Raw genomic sequence first — 19,468 nt, forward strand, 5'->3', positions numbered from 1 at the left:
GCCCAGCGAACTACGGTCTCCAAGGAAGGCGACGATGTCCGAACCGCTCGCGACCTTCGTCAATGGCGTAGAGGTCGAGGTCCCCAGCAGACTCCCGGACATCCGCGCGGCCCTCCCGGAGGAGCGGCGCGAGGAGTTCGACCGAGCCATCAACGAGGCCGGCGTGCATGACATCCACGCCGTGATGCGGCACTGGATGCTGCAGGCCGTACCCGCCCCCGAAGCTGACGTGATCCTGGCGCGGCCGGCGGCGGACGAGGCCGAACGGCGGGGCGCGGCTTGAGCTGGCGCAATCACGGACGCACGGTCTGCCGACGACACCTCGCCAAGATGTGCAACGCCGAGGCCTTCCGGGACGCGATGCACGGACCATCGGGCAAGGATCCGTACGGGCAGAATCCGAGCCCGACGGCGTACCCGAGCAGCGGTGACGTTGGGGCTGGGGTTACTGACGGGCCGCTGAGAGTCGGCCCCGCCACGCCGGCATGATCCGCCGGAGAGGCCCGGACCTAGCCCGGTCCAACCTCCGTATGCGCCGCCGCTGTCGACTGCCCGGCCTCCGGGTCTCCGTAGAGCAGCGCATGGATGGAGGCGGTGAGGTCCACGGTGAAGCGTTCCGCGCTCATCTCCGCCAGGGCGCCGGCTCGGATGACGTACCGGCTGAAGGTGACTCCGACGAGCAGGGCGGCGAGGAACGGCACCCGGTGCTCCAGCGCGTGCTCGCCCAGGAGTCGGCGGTACGTCGCATTGGTCCGTTCCTGCATGGCCATGTACAGCTCGCCGGCGGCGCGTTTGTCCTCCGCGGCACCGCGTACGAGCGCGACGAACGTGTCGGTGCCCTCGGGTGCCTCCAGGCGGCGCACGTACTCCTGGGCGATGCGCGCGGGCAGGGGCTCGGGGGAGTCCTCGGTGAGCTTGTCGATGGACCGGGTGCCGGGAACCGCGGCGAGGAACAGTTTCTCCTTGCTGCCGAAGTGGCGCAGCACCAGCCCGTGTGTCACCCCCGCACGGCGGGCGATCTCCCGCACGGTGGCCCGGCTGTAGCCGCGCTCGGCGAAGGCGCGGGCCGCCGCGTCGAGGATGGCCCGGCGGTGCAGCTCCGGGTTGCGGACACGGCGCGGCCGATCGGGAGTGTCGGCGGTGGGCATGCGCTGACCCTAGCCGTTCCGGCCATGTGCCCACCGGCGAGCCGCTTGATCACGGGACATGCCGCTCGTTCGACGGCCGGGACATGCATAATGACCAATGGTCATTAGTGGTTGTGATGAACCCTCGTGAATCTCTCCACCAGGAGTTGAACCGTCATGTCATTAACGCGTCAGGCACCACCCGAGAGGTCCTCGGACCACCAGGTCGTGATCGCGGGAGCCGGCCCGGTCGGTCTCTGGCTGGCCCACGAACTCGCCCTCGCGGGCGTCTCCGTCCTCGTGCTGGAGAGGGAGGAGGGCCGCAGTCCGCACTCCAAGGCCCTCGGCATTCAGCCACGCACCATCGAGGTGCTGGCCATGCGGAACCGGCACCACGACGCCCTCGCCGCCGGCCGGCCCCTCCCGAACTGGCACTTCGGCATGCTGGAGTCCCGTGTCGACTTCAGTTCGCTGCCGACCCCCTTCCCTTTCCTGCTTGCCCAGCCGCAGACCGTCACTGAGGAACTGCTGGAGCGCTACGCCACCGGACTGGGCGCGGTCGTCCGGCGCGGACACGAGGTCACGTCACTGGTCCAGGACGACTCGTCGGTCACCGTCCGGGTGAGCGGTCCCGATGGCGCCTACGAGGTGAGCGCACCGTACGTCGTCGGCGCGGACGGCGCCCGCAGCACCGTGCGCCGGGAAGCCGGCATCGACTTCCCCGGTTCCGAGACCTCGGCCTACGGCTTCCTCGGCGAGGTGGTTCTCGACAACCCGCCGCAGACCCCCGGCTTCGCAGCCCTCTCCGAGGCCGGCCGCCTCCTGGTCGTCCCCTTGCCGGGCGGCAGATTCCGCGTCACCGGATACGACCCGGCCAACCAGCAGCGCGACGTCCCCATGACGCTGGACGAACTGCGCGACGCCTCGCTGCGGATCGCAGGCACCGATTTCGGCATGCGCGATCCCTCCTGGCTGTCCCGGTTCGGCAACGCGACCCGGCTGGCCGCCGCTTACCGGAAGGGCTCGGTGCTGCTGGCCGGGGACGCGGCCCACATCCACTGGCCGGCCGGCGGCGTCGGACTCAACATCGGGCTGCAGGACGCCATGAACCTCGGCTGGAAACTGGCCGCCGTGGTCCAGGGGCGGGCCGACGCGGAGCTGTTGGACACCTACCACACCGAACGCCACCTGGTCGGTGTTGAGCTGGCCGAGCACACCAAGGCCCAGGGTGCCCTGATCAGCGGGCTGACCCCGGACGTCACCGCACTGCGCGGCCTGCTGAACGAGGCCATCGCCTCCGAGCCCGCGTTCGCACGGATGCTGGCCGGAAAGCTTTCCGGGCTCGACACCGTCTACCGGCCCGCCGACCCGGACGCGCACCCCCTGACCGGCGGCCGCGCCCATGACCCTGAGGGCGAGGGGGTGTTTCCGCTGCTGTACGACGGCCGCGCGGTGCTCCTGACCATGGGCACCGAACCGGTGGACAGCGAGGTGGCCGAACGGGCGGCGGCGGCCGGCATCTCCGTACACCCCAGCCGGTTGTCCGAGACCGGCGGACCCGCGTGGTCCGGCGTCACGGCGGCACTGATCCGTCCCGACGGGCGCGTCTGGTGGGCGACTGAACAGCCTTGGAACGGGGCGGAGTTCGCAGCCGAGGTGAGCAAGGAGCTCGACGGGCTGCCGGCGGTCTTCTGACGTCCTTTCATGAAGTGGACGGGCTGCTACGGGAGGTGCCCGCAGCCGGAGATGATCGGCGCCACCGGCTGCGGGGCCGTACGCCAGAAGCGTGCGTCACAACTCAGCCCACATTCACCGCACTCCAAGCCGCCCCCACCGCGTCGTACTCCGAACTCCCATCCCCATAAAGATCAGCAGCCGCCCGCAACGTAGCCCCCCGAGCCCCCGCATAATCCGTCGACGACGTCATATACACCGTCAGCGCCCGGTACCAGATCGCCCCCAGCTTCTCCCGCCCGATCCCGGTGACCGAAGTCCCGTCACACGTAGGCGAGTTATGAGCAACCCCGCCGATCGTCTTGGCCCCGCTCCCCTCCGCCAGCAGATACGCGAAGTGGTTGCCGACGCCCGACGAGTAGTGGACGTCGAGCTTTCCGGTCCCTGCGCTCCAGCAGTCCACCGAGTTGCCGTCCTTGGACGGCCGGTCCATGTACCTCAGTGCGTCCCGCCCCAGCCCCGAGCGGACGATCTTCTCGCCGATCAGCCAGTCACCGGGGTCCTTGGCGTTCCCCGCGTAGAACTCCACGAGCGTCCCGAAGATGTCCGACGTCGCCTCGTTCAGCCCGCCCGACTCGCCCGAGTACGTCAGCGCCGCCGTCGCCGATGTCACCCCGTGCGACATCTCGTGCCCGGCCACATCCAAGGACACCAACGGACCGAGCTGCGTCCCGTCGCCGTCCCCGTACGTCATGCAGAAGCAACTGTCGTCCCAGAAGGCGTTGTTGTACCGCGTCCCGTAGTGCACGCGGTTGTACGAGCCCACGCCGTCGCCGCGGATGCCGGAACGCCCGTGCATGTTCTCGTAGTAATCCCAGGTGACGTCGGTGCCGTACTGCGCGTCCACCGCCGCCGACGCGCGGTCGGTCGTCGTGCCCGTGCCCCAGTGGTTGTCGGTGTCCGTGAACACCGTGGAGGGGGCGCGGCTGAGGCAGATCGTCGTCAGCAGGCACAGGTCGGTCTTGTTCGCCGCGTCGCCGGTGTACGTGCTTCCGCGCGTCGGGTCCTTGAGCGCGTACGTCGATCCGGACGCCGTCGTCTCCAGCGGCACCGTCCCCGAATACAGCGACTCCCCGTCTCCCGTCGCCGTCTCCAAGACATCCCACGCGTCGATCTGCTCACCCGTGACGGCATCGGTCAGCACCGTGCGGGCGACCGGGTTGCCGAGCGAGTCCTGAGCCGTCGCGTCCGTCCGCCAGGCCAGTTTCGGGGCGCCGTGCAGGGCGTCGACGACCAGCTGCGGCCTCGACGTCAACTTGCGAAGCGTCTCGCCCAAGTTGGCCGCCCGCAGCGCGTTCGCCGCCAGGTCCGCGGCCCGGGGGCCCGACAACTTGGGTGTCACACTCGGCAGGGCCACCGCCTGCCGGGTCGCGCGCGAGACACTCCGATACGTGCCGTCCGGGGCTAGGTGGACGACGAAGTCGCCGCCCAGCACCGGGAGATGACGGTACGTCCGGTCGTAGCGGACGTGCTGCGTGCCGTCCGAATCGACGATCACGTCCCGCACCTTCGTGTCCGTCGCCGACGTGACACCCAGCGACGTCGCGTGCTCGGCGAGCGCCGCTGCCGCGTTCTCGACAGCGGTTGCACGGGTCGGCCTGTCGGTGGCGTCCGCCGTGGGGGAGAGGACGGCGGCCAGCAGAGCGGCTGCGGTGGCCGCCGTGCCGGCCGCGGCGAGACGGGGACCTCGGATGGTCCGGGTCCGGGTTCCGGTCCGTGTCCGTATGCGTATACGGCTCATGGGTCTCCTCAGGGAGGCGCAGGCGCCTGGGGCGGGCGCGTGGGGACGGGGGCGTGATCGTTTCTGCGGTCCTGCGATTCAAGGGCCGCTGACCTGCCATGTCCATGGCGCTGATGAGGAGATGTGTGAGGAGAGAGAATCGTTTCTGTGAGATCCGCGAGACTTCCGTTCTTCGTCTACGGCACCCTCCGCCCCGGCGAGCCCAACCACGACCTCTTCCTGCGCGGCCGCACCGAGGCCGAGGAGCCGGCACGGCTCACGGGCGCGCTGCTCTACGCCGGGCCCGGATATCCGTACGCCGTGGAGGACGCGGGAGCCGGTGTCGTGTGCGGGGAACTCGTCACCGCCCTCCCGGACCGGTACGGCGAACTCCTCGCCGCCCTCGACCAGTTGGAGGAGTACACCCCCGGCGACCCGCGCAACCTCTACGAGCGCGTCGCGCGTGACGTCACGCGGGAGGCGGACGGGACGGCCGTACGCGCCTGGGTGTACGTCGCGGCGCCCGCAGTCGCCGTACGACTGCGGGCGCGGGGGAAGCTCATCGAGGGCGGGGACTGGCGGGCCGCCCGGCGCTGAACCGGGCTACTACGGCTTCACCGTCTCCAGACGAACTGCACACGCCTTGAACTCCGGCATCCGCGACGTCGGGTCCAGCGCCGGGTTCGTCAGCGTGTTGGCGCGGCCCTCGCCCGGCCAGTGGAAGGGCATGAAGACCGTGTCCGGGCGGATCGTGGTCGTGATGCGCGCGGGGGCCACCGCCCTGCCCCGCCGGGACACGACCGCCAACCGGTCGCCCTCTTTCGCTCCGAGCCGCTCGGCCAGCCGCGGATGCAGCTCCACGAACGGCCCCGGCGCCGCGGCGTTCAGCTCGTCCACGCGCCGCGTCTGGGCGCCGGACTGGTACTGGGCCACGACCCGGCCGGTCGTCAGAAGCACCGGGTACTCGTCGTCCGGCTCCTCCGCGATCGCCCGGTGCGAGACGGGGACGAAGCGGGCGCGGCCGTCGTCAGTGGCGAAGCGGTCGAGGAAGAGGCGGGGGGTGCCGGGATGGTCGCCGGCGTCAGAACTTTCCGCCGGGGTCGGGCACGGCCAGAACACCCCGTTCTCCTCGATCAGCCTGCGGTAGGTGATGCCGGAGTAGTCCGCGGGGCCGCCCGCGCTCGCCCGGCGCAGCTCCTCGAAGACCTCCTCGGGGTCGGTCGGGAAGCCCTTCTCCACGCCGAGCCGGTCGGCCAGTTCGTGCATGACGTCGAGGTCGCTGCGGATGCCGTCGGGCGGGGTGATCGCCTGCCGGCGCAACAACACCCTGCCCTCGAGGTTGGTGGTCGTGCCCGTCTCCTCCGCCCACTGGGTGACGGGGAGGACTACGTCCGCGAGGGCCGCCGTCTCCGACAGCACGACATCGCACACGGCCAGGAAATCAAGGGACTTGATCCGCTCCTCGATGTGCGCGGCCCGCGGCGCCGACACCACCGGGTTGGAGGCCATCAGCAGCAACGCCCGGATATCCGTGCCCAGCGCGTCCAGCAGCTCGTACGCGCTCCGCCCCGGACCCGGCAGCGAGTCCGGGTCCACGCCCCACACCTCCGCCACGTGCTGCCGCGCCGCCGGGTCGGTCAGCTTGCGGTAGCCGGGCAACTGGTCGGCCTTCTGGCCGTGTTCGCGCCCGCCCTGTCCGTTGCCCTGCCCGGTCAGACAGCCGTAGCCGGAGAGCGGGCGGCCCGCCCGGCCGGTCGCCAGGCACAGGTTGATCCACGCGCCCACCGTGTCGGTGCCCTTGGACTGCTGCTCGGGCCCGCGCGCGGTCAGCACCATCGCGGCCTCGGGCTCGCAGAACATCCTTACGGCCTCGCGGAGTTGGGGTACATCGACGCCGGTGATCCGCTCCACGTACTCCGGCCAGTGCGCCATCGCGGCAGCCCGCGCCTCCTCCCAGCCGACGGTGCGCTCACGCACGTACTCCTCGTCCACCCGGCCCTCGGCGACGACCAGGTGCAGCAGGCCCAGGGCGAGCGCGAGGTCGGTGCCGGGGCGGGGCGCCAGGTGCAGGTCCGCCTGCTCGGCGGTCTTCGTGCGGCGCGGGTCGATGACGATCAGCGTGCCGCCGTTCTCGCGCAGCTCGCTGAAGAACCGCAGCGCCGGCGGCATCGTCTCCGCGAGGTTCGAGCCGACGAGGATCACGCAGCCCGTCTTCGGGATGTCCTCCAGCGGGAAGGGGAGGCCGCGGTCGAGGCCGAACGCCTTCATCCCGGCTGCCGCCGCCGAGGACATGCAGAAGCGCCCGTTGTAGTCGATCTGCGAGGTGCCCAGCACCACCCGCGCGAACTTGCCGAGCGTGTACGCCTTCTCGTTCGTCAGTCCGCCGCCGCCGAAGACCCCGCACGCGTCCGGGCCATGCTCCGTGCGCGTGCGGGACAGCCCCTCGGCGATCCGGTCCAGTGCCTCGTCCCAGGAGGCGGGCACGAGCTTGCCCTCGGAGCGCACCAACGGGGAGGTCAGACGCACCCGGGACGAGAGCACCGCCGGCGCCGTACGGCCCTTGCCGCACAGCGCACCCCGGTTCACCGGGAAGTCCGCGCGCTCGGTCACCTCGACGGTCCCGTCAGGGGCCGGCGTCAGATTCATGCCGCACTGCAGGGCGCAGTACGGGCAGTGCGTGGGCGTCGCGGAGTTCTGCATGTCATTCAGCATGCTTCGTCCTTGTTACGGGTCGGGTCGGCTCTTTGTTACACGGCCGGGACGGCGACCTCCCCGCCGCCGCCGGACCGACGTGAGGCGCACGGCAGCCCGCCTCTGAGACGCCGCCGGGCGGTGCGCAAGGTGCCCTTGGTGTGAAAGGCGCCACATGTGGCTCGTTCCGTACTGTAGTTGGCCGGTCGCAGGTTGTTGAGTGTTGGAGTAAAGGCCCCTACAGTCGGGCCTTCGCGCGACTCCGCACGGCGTTCGACATACCGGGCATGCCCGCCGCTCATCCCGGATCCGGCAAGGCAGTAACCGCCATCGAAACAGCCCGTCAAGCGAAACAGCCAGGAGGTCTCCGAGTCATGCCCCTGCGCCATTTGACCCCTCGTGACCAGCACCTTTTCCGGCAATACGGTCGTGGTCCCACAGTTCCCGTCCCGGACCCCCTCGTCCACCGCGCCGTCGAACGGCATGCCGCGGCCACCCCGCACGCCGTCGCCGCCGAACATCAGGGCGCGCTGATCACCTACGGCGAGCTGGACCGCCAGGCCGACGCGCTCGCCGCCCGCCTGGCCCGCGAGGGCGTACGGCCCGGCGACCGCGTCGGCCTCTTCGTACGCCGCTCCCTCCCGATGCTCGTCGGCCTGCTCGGCATCCTGAAGGCGGGCGCCGCCTACGTCCCCCAGGACATCGCTCTCGCGCCCCCCGCCCAGCTCGCCCACGTCGTCCGCACCGCCAGCACCCGCGTCGTCCTCACCGTCGCGGAACACGCGGCCCGCATTCCGCGGGGCCCGCGCGTGATCGCCCTGGACACACCCCTGCCCCCTGCGGCCTTCCCCCGCCCGCACACCAGCCCCGACGACGGCTGCTACGTCCTGTTCACCTCCGGTACCACCGGCCGCCCCAACGGCGTGAAGGTCACCCACCGCAACGTCGCCAACATCCTCCTCACCGCCCCCGGCGACCTGGGCATCCGCCCCGGCGACCGGGTAGCCCAACTCCTCAACATCGCCTTCGACATGGCCGCCTGGGAGATCCTCGGCTGCCTCGCCCACGGCGGCACCCTCGTGATCCGCGGCAAGGACATCGCGGCGGCGGCCCGTACGGCCGACGTCCTGATCGCCACGCCGACCGTCCTGTCCGGCATCGACCCGGCAGCCTGCCCTCGCGTCCGCACGGTCGCGGTGGCGGGCGAACCCTGCCCGCGTCCGCTCGCCGACGCCTGGGCCGCCCGCGCCGCCTTCCACAACTGCTGCGGCCCCACCGAGACGACCATCGTCAACACGATGCGCCGCCACGACCCGGCCGACCCACTCCTCACCATCGGCCGGCCCACCCCCAACAACACGGTCTACGTCCTCGACGCCGCCCGCCGTCCGCTGCCCATCGGCGAGATCGGCGAGATGTGGGCGGGCGGTGACTGCGTCTCAGCGGGATACCTCGGCGACGACCGGCTCAACGCCGAGAGATACGCCCCCGACCCCTTCCTCGGCGGTGGTCGCCGTATGTTCCGCACCCGCGACCTCGGCCGCTGGACCTCGGACGGCGAACTGGAACACCTCGGCCGCACCGACGACCAGGTCAAGGTGCGCGGCTTCCGCGTCGAGCTCGACTCGGTGTCCTCGGTGCTGGAGTCGGTGCCGGGCTGCCGGCGCGCGGTGACCCTGAAGCGGGACGCCCGCACGCTGGTCTCCTTCGTCTGCCCCGCCGACGTCGACCCGGGCACCGCCCGCGGCGCTGTCGCCGACGCCCTGCCGTACTACTGCGTGCCTGACGAGGTCCTGCCCCTGCCCGTCCTCCCCGAGACCGACCGCGGCAAGATCGACAAAACGGCGCTGCTGCGGATGGCCGAAGAGCGGATGGCGGTGGCCCGATGACCACCTCACCTCCGCGGACCCGGCAGGACACCACCGAGCTGCCCCCGCTTCTGTCGGGCCCTCGCCGCCTGCTCAAGCACCCACGCCTGATGCACTACAACAGGCTCGCGGCCCTGGTGATCCTGGCCAACCTCGTCTTCCTGTACGCCCGTTGGCCCCTGTCGAGCGAGACTTTCGGCCACGCGGCCCTCGCCAACCTCGCGCTCGCCGTCGTCGTACGACAGCAGTACGTCATCAACCTCTTCTTCCGGCTGGCGACCTGGGCGCCGACGCACTGGCCACTGAAGATCCGCTGGACGCTGGGGAAGGTGTACCACTTCGGCGGACTGCACGCGGGCGGGGCGCTGGCGGGGACCGGCTGGTTCCTGGCGCTCACGATCAGCACGACCCAGGGGCCGGCCAGTACGCCGCTCAGGACCGTGAGCTGGACCCTGATCGCCCTCCTCACGGTCATCGTCGCCGCCGCCCTGCCGCCCTTCCGCTCCCGCCATCACGACCACTTCGAGAAGATCCACCGCTTCGGCGGATGGACGGCCCTGGCCCTCTTCTGGACGCACACGCTCATGTCCACGCCGGGGCCGATACCCGTCACCGTCCTCACGGTCGTCACCTTCAGCGTCGCCCTGCCCTGGCTACGGCTCCGCAAGGTCGCCGTCCGTCTCGAACGCCCCTCCCGCCACGTCGTACTGGCCCGCTTCGACCACGGCGAGACCCCCTTCGCGGGCTCCTCGACCGCGATCAGCCGCAGCCCGCTACGGGAATGGCACTCCTTCGCCAACGTCCCGGCCCCCGGTGAGCCCGGCTTCCGGCTCACCATCTCGCGGGCCGGCGACTGGACGGGCTCGTTCATCGACGACCTGCCGCCCAAGGTGTGGGTGAAGGGCATCACCACGGCCGGGGTCGCCAACATCGAGGTCCTGTTCAAGAAGGTGATCTACGTCGCGACCGGCAGCGGCATCGGCCCCTGCCTGCCCCATCTCCTCGCCGCCGAGGTGCCCTCCCGCCTGGTCTGGGCGACCCGCGACCCCCGCACGACCTACGGCGACGCGCTCGCCGACGAGATCCTCGCCGTCCAGCCCGAGGCCGTCATCTGGGACACCTCCCGGCACGGCAAGCCCGACATGGTGCGCCTCGCGTACGCCGCGTACCGCGACTTCGGCGCCGAGGCGGTGATCTGCATCTCCAACAAGAAGCTCACCTGGCAGGTCGTACACGGGCTTGAGCGGCGCGGGATTCCGGCGTACGGCGCGATCTGGGACTCGTAACCGTCGAAGGGATTCCGCATGAGAAACCTGAAAGTCGAACGGCACGGCCGAGTGGTGACCGTCCGACTGCACCGGCCGCGCGTGCTCAACGCACTGAACACCGAGCTGCTGACCGAACTCCTCGACACCCTGCGCCCCTTGGACGCGGACCCCGAGGTCGGCTGCTTCGTGGTCACCGGCTCGGAGAGCGTGTTCGCCGCCGGCGCCGACATCAAGGAGATGGCGGGGAAGTCGGCCGCGGAGATGGCGGCGGAGGACTACTTCGCGGCGTGGGAGGAGTTCGCCGACCTCCGTACGCCGAAGATCGCCGCCGTCAACGGGCATGCCCTGGGCGGTGGTTGTGAGCTGGCGATGATGTGCGACGTCGTCATCGCGGGCGAGTCGGCGGTGTTCGGCCAGCCGGAGATCAAGCTCGGGGTGATCCCGGGCATCGGCGGCACCCAGCGGCTGACCCGGCTGGTCGGCAAGGCCACGGCGATGGACCTGATCCTCACCGGTCGCACCATGGACGCACGGGAGGCTGGACGCTGCGGTCTCGTCTCCCGCGTCGTTTCCGACGACCAGGTCCTGCCGGAGGCCCTCGAAGCGGCAGCGGCCATCGCCTCGTACGGCCGCGCGGCGGTCACCGCGGCCCGCGAATGCGTGAACCAGGCCATGGAAACCGGCCTGCGCGACGGCATCCGCTTCGAACGCCGGGTGTTCCACGCCCTGTTCGCGACCGTGGACCAGAAGGAGGGCATGAGCGCGTTCCTGGAGAAACGCGCCCCGCACTTCACCGGGCGCTAGCGAGCGCCCGAGCCACCCCCGGTTCCCGCGGTCCGAGGAACCGGGGGTCCGGCTCGAACACGGCGTCCACGGCGGCCTTCCCCGCGGCGATCAGCTCCCGGACGCCGCCGTAGTACCAGGTCGCGTCGTGCACGTCGTCCACCCCGACGCCGTACGACGACACCCCCGCCTCATCGCACAGCGCGACCGCGCGCCGGATATGGAAGCCCTGACTGATCAGCACGGCCCGGTCCACCCCGAAGATCTTCTTCGCGCGGACACAGGAGTCCCAGGTGTCGAACCCCGCGTAGTCACTCACTATGCGCGCGTCCGGCACGCCCCGCCGGGTCAGATAGGTGCGCATCGCGTCGGGCTCGTCATAGTCCTCGCGGCTGTTGTCGCCGGTGACGAGGACGACCTCGATACGGCCCTCGCGGTACAGCTCGGCCGCCGCGTCGAGCCGGTGCGCGAGATACGGCGACGGCTCGCCGTCCCACAGACCCGCGCCGAACACGACCGCGACCTCGGTGCGGGGCACGTCCGCCGTGGTCCGCAGCCGGTCGCCGGCCACCACGTACATCCACGTCGCGGGAAGCAGCGCCAGCACACACCCGAGCATCACGGCCTGCACCAGCCGCCGCTGCCCGGTACGAGTGAGCCGAAGGGGCGCGCCGGTGTCGAGAGGGCGAACGCGCGGAGGCCCGAAGGGCTGAGCACGATCGCCCTCTCGACACCGGCTGGAGCGCCCCGTAGGCGAACGCCAAAAAATGGGGCTACGCGGCAGACGGGGTCTGCGCACCTTCACGGTCCCTCCCTGGTGGGTTCTCGACAGTCACAGACGTCCCGAACGGCCGCTCCGGTTCGGTCCCGGCCATGTGACCACCTTCACTCCCCGCATCGAAACCGCAGGTCACGCCACCTCACACACCCCATGCCCCCCACCGTGAACCCCGCGAAAAGACCCGTGACGCCCATGCAACGGGGCGGCAACCTCCTGCCGCCACCATCGGTTCATGACGGCGTCGAAACCACTGCACGACGAGTCCACGACCCTCCCGCACGGGGCCCACCTCGACAGTACGGCGCACATCATGAACCGGATCACCAGCCAGCTCGCCGACCAGCTCAGCCTCGTCTCCCGCGACGGCAGGCGACGCCCCGAGCCGCCCGCACCTGGGCCGGTGCCGGAGGTGGCGCCTGCCGGGCGACGCCTGGCACGCTCCCCCAGCCTCCGGCCGGGGGGACCCCCACTCGCCGCACCAGGCGAAAGCCCAAGTACATCCAGTACGAGAGCTTCCGCCTGGCACGCCGAGAGCACGCACCAGACGCCGCCCGGCCCGCCCTCCGGGCGGACGACGCCACCTCCGGCACCGGCCCTGGTCCTCGTGGCCCACGGCAGCCGCGACCCGCGCACCCTGCGCACGGTCACCGCCCTCGTCGACCGCGTCCGCGAACTGCGCCCCGGCCTGCCCGTCCGTCTCGGCCACATCGAGCTGAACGAGCCCCTGCTCCCGGACACCCTCGCCGCCCTCGGCACCTCCGATGCCGTCCTCGTACCGCTCCTCCTCAGCCGCGGCTACCACGTCAAGCGCGACATCCCCGACATGGCCGCCGCAGCCCCGGCCCGCACCCGCGTCGCCACCGCCCTCGGCCCCCACCCCCTCCTCGTGGACGCCCTCCACGACCGCCTGACCGAGGCGGGCTGGCGGCGCAAGGGCGCGGAAAAGACCGGAGTCGTCCTGGCCGCAGCAGGTTCCCGCGACCCCGACGCGGCAACAGACACGGGCGTTACGGCACAGCTGCTGGCCGACCGCCTGGGCGTACCGGTGGTCCCCGCGTACGCGTCGGCAGCGAAGCCGACGGTGGAGGAAGCCGTACAGACGCTTACGGCCCGAGGCTGCCGCAGGGTGGCTGTAGCGAGCTACTTCACGGCCCCCGGCCACTTCGCGACCCAGTGCGCGGAGGCAGCCCCATGGATAGCGTCGGCCCCCCTGGGCACCCACCCGGCAATGGCCCGTTTGGTCCTGCACCGCTACGACGAGTCACTGAAAACGCAGGCTGACTGGACGTACGCAAGGGGCGCGGGGAACTGCGCGACCAGCCACCCACAACCCGCACTCGCAAGCTAACCGCACTCGGCAGACGCAAAGGCGCACACCGTTCGCCACCACCGGCGATTACTGTCGAGTCATGCCGTACGACCTGCAGTCAACCGAACGCTGGGCCCTCGAACCGGACAAGCGCCCCGGCCGAACGGCCTTCCAGCGCGACCGTGCCCGCATCCTGCACTCCGCCGCGCTCAGAAGGCTCGCGGGAAAAACCCAGGTCGTCACGCCAGGAAGCTCCTCGGTCTGGGACGCCAGTCCCCGCACCCGCCTCACCCACTCCCTGGAATGCGCCCAGGTCGGCCGAGAACTGGGCGCAGCCCTCGGCTGCGACCCCGACCTGGTCGAAGCCGCCTGCCTCTCCCACGACCTCGGCCACCCCCCGTTCGGCCACAACGGCGAACAGGCCCTCAACGAATTCGCGGAAGACTGCGGCGGCTTCGAGGGCAACGCCCAGTCCCTGAGGCTCCTCACCCGCATCGAGCCCAAACGGTTCACCCCCGAAGGCTCCGTCGGCCTCAACCTCACCCGAGCAGCCCTCGACGCGGCCACCAAGTACCCCTGGCCCCGCGGCGCCCACCCCGCCGACCCCAAGTCCCGGAAGTTCGGCGTCTACGACGACGACCGCCCCGTCTTCGACTGGGTCCGCAAGGACGCCCCCGGCACCCGCACCTGCTTCGAGGCCCAGGTCATGGACTGGTCCGACGACGTGGCCTACTCCGTGCACGACGTCGAGGACGGCCTGCACGCCGGCCACATCGACCCCAACTGCCTGCACGCCGAACCGGAACGGCAGGCGGTCTTCGCGGTCGCCATCGGCCGCTACGTCCCCTCGGACACCGACCCCGCCGAACTCGCCGAGGCCCTCGACCGTCTCCTGGACGAGGACTGGTGGCCGCACGGCTACGACGGCACGGCCGTGGCCCAGGCCCGCCTCAAGGACGCCACCAGCCAGCTCATCGGCCGTTTCTGCCTGGGCGCCGAGGCCGCCACGCGCGCGGCGTACGGCACCGGCCGCCTGACGAGATACGCCGCCGAACTCGTCGTACCGCGCGAGGTCCGCCTCGAATGTGCCGTCCTGAAGGCCGTCGCCGACCGGTACGTCATGCAGCGCGCCGAACAGGAACGTCTCCGCGCCGACCAGCGCATCGTCGTCGCGGAACTCGCCGACGCGCTCACCACCCGCGCGCCCGACGGACTCGACCCCCAGTTCCGCGCACTGTTCGACCGGGCGCCCGACGACCGCGCCCGCAAACGTGTGATCGTCGACCAGATCGCGTCGCTCACGGACGCGTCGGCGCGGTCGTTGCACCAGAGGCTCACGGGACGGCAGTGAGGTGAATCAAGCCCGAATGTGACCCTCCGTGGCCTGATCGGGCCACTCCCTCTTCCCCCATCACGCTGCGTGCGGGACGCTCGCATGTGGCGGCACCGTGCAGTGTTCAACTGGGGGAAACCCCCAGACCCCCGAGGAGGCATCAAGTGGTCGACGCGGATCAGACATTCGTCATCGTCGGAGGCGGTCTCGCCGGCGCGAAGGCGGCCGAGACACTCCGAGCGGAGGGCTTCACCGGCCGCGTGATACTGATCTGCGACGAACGCGATCACCCGTACGAGCGCCCGCCCCTCTCCAAGGGCTATCTGCTCGGCAAGGAGGAGCGCGACAGCGTCTTCGTGCACGAGCCCGCCTGGTACGCCCGTAACGACATCGAGCTGCACCTCGGCCAGACCGTCGACGCCATCGACCGTACGGCCAAGACGGTCCGCTTCGGCGAGGACGGCACCGTTGTCCGCTACGACAAGCTGCTCCTCGCGACCGGCGCCGAGCCCCGCCGCCTGGACGTTCCCGGCACGGACCTCGCGGGCGTCCACCATCTGCGCCGCCTCGCCCACGCCGAACGCCTCAAGGGCGTCCTGGCCTCCCTGGGCCGCGACAACGGCCACCTCGTCATCGCCGGCGCCGGCTGGATCGGCCTGGAGGTCGCGGCGGCGGCCCGGGAGTACGGCGCGGAGGTCACGGTCGTCGAGCCGGAGCCGACCCCGCTGCACGGCGTCCTCGGGCCCGAACTCGGCAACGTCTTCGCCGAGCTGCATCGCGAGCACGGTGTCCGCTTCCACTTCGGCGTGCGGCTGACGGAGATCATCGGCCAGGACGGCATGGTCCTCGCCGCCCGCACCGACGACGGCGAGGAACACCCCGCGCACGACGTCCTCGCGGCGATCGGCGCGGCCCCGCGCATCGCCCTCGCGGAGTCGGCCGGGCTGGACATCGCCGAGCGCGCGTACGGCGGCGGCGTGCTGGTCGACGAACAGCTGCGCACCTCCGACCCCGACATCTACGCGGCCGGCGACGTCGCCGCGTTCCCGCACGCCCTGTTCGGCACCCGCGTACGCGTCGAGCACTGGGCCAACGCCCTCAACGGCGGCCCGGCGGCGGCCCGCGCGATGCTCGGCCGGGACGGCACCTACGACCGCGTGCCCTATTTCTTCTCCGACCAGTACGACCTCGGGATGGAGTACTCCGGCTGGGCGCCCCCGGGCACGTACGACGAAGTGGTGATCCGGGGGGACGCCGGAAAGCGTGAGTTCATCGCCTTCTGGGTGAAGGAGAACCGCGTGCTGGCCGGGATGAACGTGAATGTGTGGGACGTCACAGACCCGATCCAGCAGCTGATTCGTTCCGCGGCACGCGTGGACACAGAGGCGCTCGCGGACCCGCACGTACCACTCGACAGCCTCATCCCGTAGCCGACGGCAGCAGTCAGGAATGTCGGTCCGCCCCCGTAGAATCACCGCGTGGCAGGACGGATCAACGACGAGGACGTGAAGGCGGTTCGGGACGCGGTCCCGATCGACGCCGTCGTGTCCGAGTACCTCCAGCTGCGCCCCGCGGGCGGCGGCAACATGAAGGGTCTCTGCCCGTTCCACGACGAGAAGTCACCGTCCTTCCAGGTCAGCCCGAGCAAGGGGTTCTTCCACTGCTTCGGCTGCCAGGAGGGCGGCGACACCATCACGTTCGTGATGAAGGTCGACCACCTCTCCTTCTCCGAGGCGGTCGAGCGTCTGGCCGGCCAGGCCGGCATCACCCTGCGGTACGAGGAGGGCGGGTACAACCCCTCCCACCAGCGCGGCGAACGCATCCGCCTGGTCGAGGCCCACAAGATCGCCGCGCAGTGGTATGCGGAGCAGCTGGCCACCAGCCCGGAGGCGGACACCGGCCGCAAGTTCCTCGCCGAGCGCGGCTTCGACCAGTCCGCCGCCGAGCACTTCTCCGTCGGCTACAGCCCCCAGGGCTGGGACCACCTCACCCGCTACCTCCGCGGCAAGGGCTTCTCCGACAAGGAGCTGCTCCTGTCCGGCCTCGCCCAGGAGGGCCGCCGCGGCCCCATCGACCGCTTCCGCGGCCGGCTGATGTGGCCGATCCGCGACATCGCCGGCGACGTGGTCGGCTTCGGCGCCCGCAAGCTGTACGAGTCCGACAACGGCCCCAAGTACCTCAACACCCCCGACACGGCGATCTACAAGAAGTCCCAGGTCCTGTACGGCGTCGACCTCGCGAAGCAGCACATCGCCAAGGCCAGCCGCGCGGTCGTCGTCGAGGGCTACACCGACGTCATGGCCTGCCACCTCGCCGGCGTCACCACCGCCATCGCCACCTGCGGTACGGCCTTCGGCGGCGACCACATCAAGATCCTCCGCCGCCTCCTCATGGACAACGGCTCGGCCCGCGTGATCTTCACCTTCGACGGCGACGCGGCCGGCCAGAAGGCGGCCCTGCGGGCCTTCGAGGACGACCAGAAGTTCGCCGCCGAGACGTACATCGCGATCGCGCCCGACGGCATGGACCCCTGCGAGCTGCGCCTGGCCAAGGGCGACGAGGCGGTGGCCGACCTGGTCGAACCCCGCACGCCCCTCTTCGAGTTCGCGCTCCGCCAGATCGTCAGCCGCTACGACCTCGACACCCCCGCGGGCCGCGCCTCGGCGCTGGACGAGTCGGCGCCGATCGTCGCCCGCATCAAGAACACCGGCGCCCAGCACGAGGTCGCCGTCCAGCTCGCGGGCATGCTCGGCATCCTCGACACCCAGTTCGTGGTCAAGCGGGTCGCCCAGCTGGCGCGCTGGGCCAGGGACCGCGGCGGCAAGGGCCCGGCCCCCGCCCAGCAGCGCCACACGCAGCAGTACGACACGGTCCGCGCCCCCTCCGGCCCGGCCCTGAACCTCCGCAACCCGGTGTACGCCACCGAACGCGAGCTACTGAAACTCGCCCTCCAGCGCCCCGAGTTGGTCTCCCCGGCCTTCGACGCATACGGCATCGACGAGTTCACCGCCCCGCCCTACGCCGCCGTACGCCAGGCCGTCATGGACGCGGGCGGCGCGGAGTACGGCATCCAGGACCCGCAGGAATACCTGGTCCGCGTCCGCGAGGCCGCCCCCGACGACCAGGTCCGCGCGATGGTGACGGAGCTGGCGGTGGAGGCGATCATGCGCCGCACCGTCGACGAGATCTACGCCGGCGATCAGCTCGTCATGGTCCGCCGCCGCGCCGTGGACCGCCGCATCCAGGAGATCCAGGGCACCCTCACCCGCCTCACCAACGGCGGCGACCCGGCCCAACTGGCCGCCGTACAGAACGAGTTGTGGGTGCTCCAGCAGTACGGCCAGGCGCTGCGGGAGCGGGGAGTGGCGGCGCTCTAGTCCGCTTCCGGTTCCTCTTGCCCCCTGGCTGGTTCCCCGGCATATGACGGGGAACCCGGAAAGAGAGGTTTTTCGCAGGGGTAACCACGCGGTCACGGACCGGACTCAAAAAGTCACCGCACGCCCCTCGTGGCGGCGATGTGTCGTACTCCACACTGGGTTCCGGTGCCTGAGTCCTCGGAGCGCGGCCGATCCGTCCCCAACGGATCCCACACCCCCGCGGTTCCGCTCATCGCGTACGGGACGGACAGCGGCGTGGCCGCCGACTCCGCTCCCGAAGCAGCGCTGCCGCACACCTCAGCAGCGATCATCCTGGAGGTCGCCCCCGTGCAGACCCAGACCCTGACCCAGACCGACATCACGGAGCCGGAAGCGGAGACCGACGTGCTCGTCGCTGTTCCGCCGCAGGGCCGTGTCGTGCACCACCCCGAGGCGGAGCCGGAGGCCCCGCAGGAGGCGGCGGAACCGCCCGTCGAAGAGGCGGAACCCGAGCCGGTGGAGCCTCCGCGCGGCCGCCCCGACACCAGCGGCCCGTCCTCGGACCTGTTCCGCCAGTACCTCCGCGAGATCGGCCGCATCCCCCTGCTCACCGCGGCCGAGGAAGTCGAACTCGCCCGCCGTGTCGAGGCCGGCCTGTTCGCCGAGGAGAAACTCGCCGGCGCCTGTGACCTGGACAGCCAGCTCGCCCTCGACCTCGACAAACTCGTCGTCATGGGCCGGATGGCCAAGCGCCGCCTCATCGAGGCGAACCTGCGGCTCGTCGTGTCCGTCGCGAAACGGTACGTCGGCCGCGGGCTGACCATGCTCGACCTCGTCCAGGAGGGCAACCTCGGACTCATCCGCGCGGTGGAGAAGTTCGACTACGCCCGCGGCTACAAGTTCTCCACGTACGCCACCTGGTGGATCCGCCAGGCCATGTCCCGAGCCCTCGCCGACCAGGCCCGCACTATCCGAGTCCCGGTCCACGTGGTCGAGTTGATCAACCGGGTCGTCCGCGTCCAGCGCCGCATGCTCCAGGAACGCGGCTACGAACCCACCCCCGAAGAGGTCGCCGCCCACCTCGACCTCGCACCCGAGCGCGTCAGCGAGGTCCTGCGCCTGGCCCAGGAACCGGTGTCCTTGCACGCCCCCGTGGGCGAGGAGGACGACGTGGCCCTCGGCGACCTCATAGAGGACGGCGACGCCGCAAGCCCGGTGGAATCAGCAGCGTTCCTCCTCCTCCGAGAGCACCTCGAGGCCGTCCTCTCCACCCTCGGCGAACGCGAACGCAAGGTCGTCCAACTCCGCTACGGCCTGGCAGACGGCCGCCCCCGCACGCTGGAGGAGATCGGCCGCATCTTCGGCGTGACGCGGGAACGAATCCGCCAGATCGAGTCGAAGACATTGAACAAACTGCGCGACCACGCGTTCGCGGACCAGCTGAGGGGCTATCTGGACTGATGCCGACTGCGGGCCGGTGGGGGCCGGTCGCGCAGTT

General features: G+C 70.8%; 15 protein-coding genes. 11 read left to right on the forward strand and 4 right to left on the reverse strand.

Annotated elements, in window-relative coordinates:
• Positions 1-34: 34 nt before the first annotated feature.
• Complete coding sequence (locus OG828_RS33455) at positions 35-283, forward strand: hypothetical protein (protein ID WP_328504983.1); 249 nt, start codon at positions 35-37, stop codon at positions 281-283.
• A gap of 226 nt (positions 284-509) precedes the next feature.
• On the opposite strand, the gene OG828_RS33460 is transcribed toward OG828_RS33455, so the two are convergent.
• The gene (locus tag OG828_RS33460) at positions 510-1,148 is read right to left on the reverse strand and encodes a TetR/AcrR family transcriptional regulator (protein ID WP_328503253.1); all 639 of its coding nucleotides are present in this window, start codon (positions 1,146-1,148) and stop codon (positions 510-512) included.
• Positions 1,149-1,304: 156 nt separating this feature from the next.
• Between OG828_RS33460 and OG828_RS33465 the strand changes: the two genes are divergently transcribed.
• Positions 1,305-2,822 carry an FAD-dependent monooxygenase gene (locus OG828_RS33465; protein WP_328503254.1) on the forward strand — a complete coding sequence of 506 codons (1,518 nt, stop codon included), beginning with the start codon at positions 1,305-1,307 and terminating at the stop codon, positions 2,820-2,822.
• Positions 2,823-2,925: 103 nt separating this feature from the next.
• On the opposite strand, the gene OG828_RS33470 is transcribed toward OG828_RS33465, so the two are convergent.
• Positions 2,926-4,602, reverse strand: coding sequence for a M4 family metallopeptidase (locus tag OG828_RS33470; protein ID WP_328503255.1), 1,677 nt, complete (start codon positions 4,600-4,602; stop codon positions 2,926-2,928).
• A gap of 147 nt (positions 4,603-4,749) precedes the next feature.
• On the opposite strand from OG828_RS33470, the gene OG828_RS33475 reads away from it, so the two are divergent.
• Positions 4,750-5,178, forward strand: a complete 429-nt coding sequence (locus OG828_RS33475) for a gamma-glutamylcyclotransferase family protein (protein WP_328503256.1) — start codon at positions 4,750-4,752, stop codon at positions 5,176-5,178.
• Positions 5,179-5,187: 9 nt separating this feature from the next.
• Here OG828_RS33475 and OG828_RS33480 read toward each other — a convergent pair whose 3' ends face one another.
• Positions 5,188-7,281 (reverse strand): molybdopterin oxidoreductase family protein, encoded by a 2,094-nt coding sequence (locus tag OG828_RS33480; protein WP_328504984.1) that lies wholly within the window; start codon positions 7,279-7,281, stop codon positions 5,188-5,190.
• A 365-nt stretch (positions 7,282-7,646) separates the two neighbouring features.
• On the opposite strand from OG828_RS33480, the gene OG828_RS33485 reads away from it, so the two are divergent.
• From OG828_RS33485 to OG828_RS33495, 3 genes are read left to right on the forward strand one after another with little or no spacing between them, the layout of a single operon-like run.
• Entirely contained in the window at positions 7,647-9,161 is a 1,515-nt protein-coding gene (locus OG828_RS33485) for an amino acid adenylation domain-containing protein (RefSeq protein WP_328503257.1), read from the forward strand.
• Complete coding sequence (locus OG828_RS33490; RefSeq protein WP_328364872.1) at positions 9,158-10,426, forward strand: hypothetical protein; 1,269 nt, start codon at positions 9,158-9,160, stop codon at positions 10,424-10,426. Before OG828_RS33485 ends, OG828_RS33490 begins: the two co-directional genes overlap by 4 nt.
• Before the next feature lie 18 nt (positions 10,427-10,444).
• The gene (locus OG828_RS33495) at positions 10,445-11,212 is read left to right on the forward strand and encodes an enoyl-CoA hydratase-related protein (protein ID WP_328503258.1); all 768 of its coding nucleotides are present in this window, start codon (positions 10,445-10,447) and stop codon (positions 11,210-11,212) included.
• On the opposite strand, the gene OG828_RS33500 is transcribed toward OG828_RS33495, so the two are convergent.
• Positions 11,199-11,810, reverse strand: a complete 612-nt coding sequence (locus OG828_RS33500; protein ID WP_328372398.1) for a SanA/YdcF family protein — start codon at positions 11,808-11,810, stop codon at positions 11,199-11,201. The genes OG828_RS33495 and OG828_RS33500 overlap by 14 nt on opposite strands.
• 757 nt (positions 11,811-12,567) lie before the next feature.
• Between OG828_RS33500 and OG828_RS33505 the strand changes: the two genes are divergently transcribed.
• The 5 genes from OG828_RS33505 to OG828_RS33525 all read left to right on the forward strand — a co-directional run bounded on the left by OG828_RS33505 (position 12,568) and on the right by OG828_RS33525 (position 19,431).
• Positions 12,568-13,320 carry a sirohydrochlorin chelatase gene (locus tag OG828_RS33505; protein WP_328504985.1) on the forward strand — a complete coding sequence of 251 codons (753 nt, stop codon included), beginning with the start codon at positions 12,568-12,570 and terminating at the stop codon, positions 13,318-13,320.
• Between the two features lie 61 nt (positions 13,321-13,381).
• A complete protein-coding gene (locus OG828_RS33510; RefSeq protein ID WP_328364878.1) occupies positions 13,382-14,632 on the forward strand; it encodes a deoxyguanosinetriphosphate triphosphohydrolase in 1,251 nt (416 codons plus the stop codon).
• A gap of 146 nt (positions 14,633-14,778) precedes the next feature.
• On the forward strand, positions 14,779-16,044 hold the full coding sequence (locus OG828_RS33515; protein WP_328364881.1) for an NAD(P)/FAD-dependent oxidoreductase: 1,266 nt from the start codon (positions 14,779-14,781) through the stop codon (positions 16,042-16,044).
• A gap of 48 nt (positions 16,045-16,092) precedes the next feature.
• Positions 16,093-17,991 carry a DNA primase gene (gene dnaG, locus OG828_RS33520; RefSeq protein WP_328503259.1) on the forward strand — a complete coding sequence of 633 codons (1,899 nt, stop codon included), beginning with the start codon at positions 16,093-16,095 and terminating at the stop codon, positions 17,989-17,991.
• Positions 17,992-18,156: 165 nt separating this feature from the next.
• On the forward strand, positions 18,157-19,431 hold the full coding sequence (locus tag OG828_RS33525; protein WP_328364886.1) for an RNA polymerase sigma factor: 1,275 nt from the start codon (positions 18,157-18,159) through the stop codon (positions 19,429-19,431).
• Positions 19,432-19,468: the final 37 nt, after the last annotated feature.

Source organism: Streptomyces sp. NBC_00457, from assembly GCF_036014015.1.
Classification (GTDB): Bacteria; Actinomycetota; Actinomycetes; order Streptomycetales; family Streptomycetaceae; genus Streptomyces.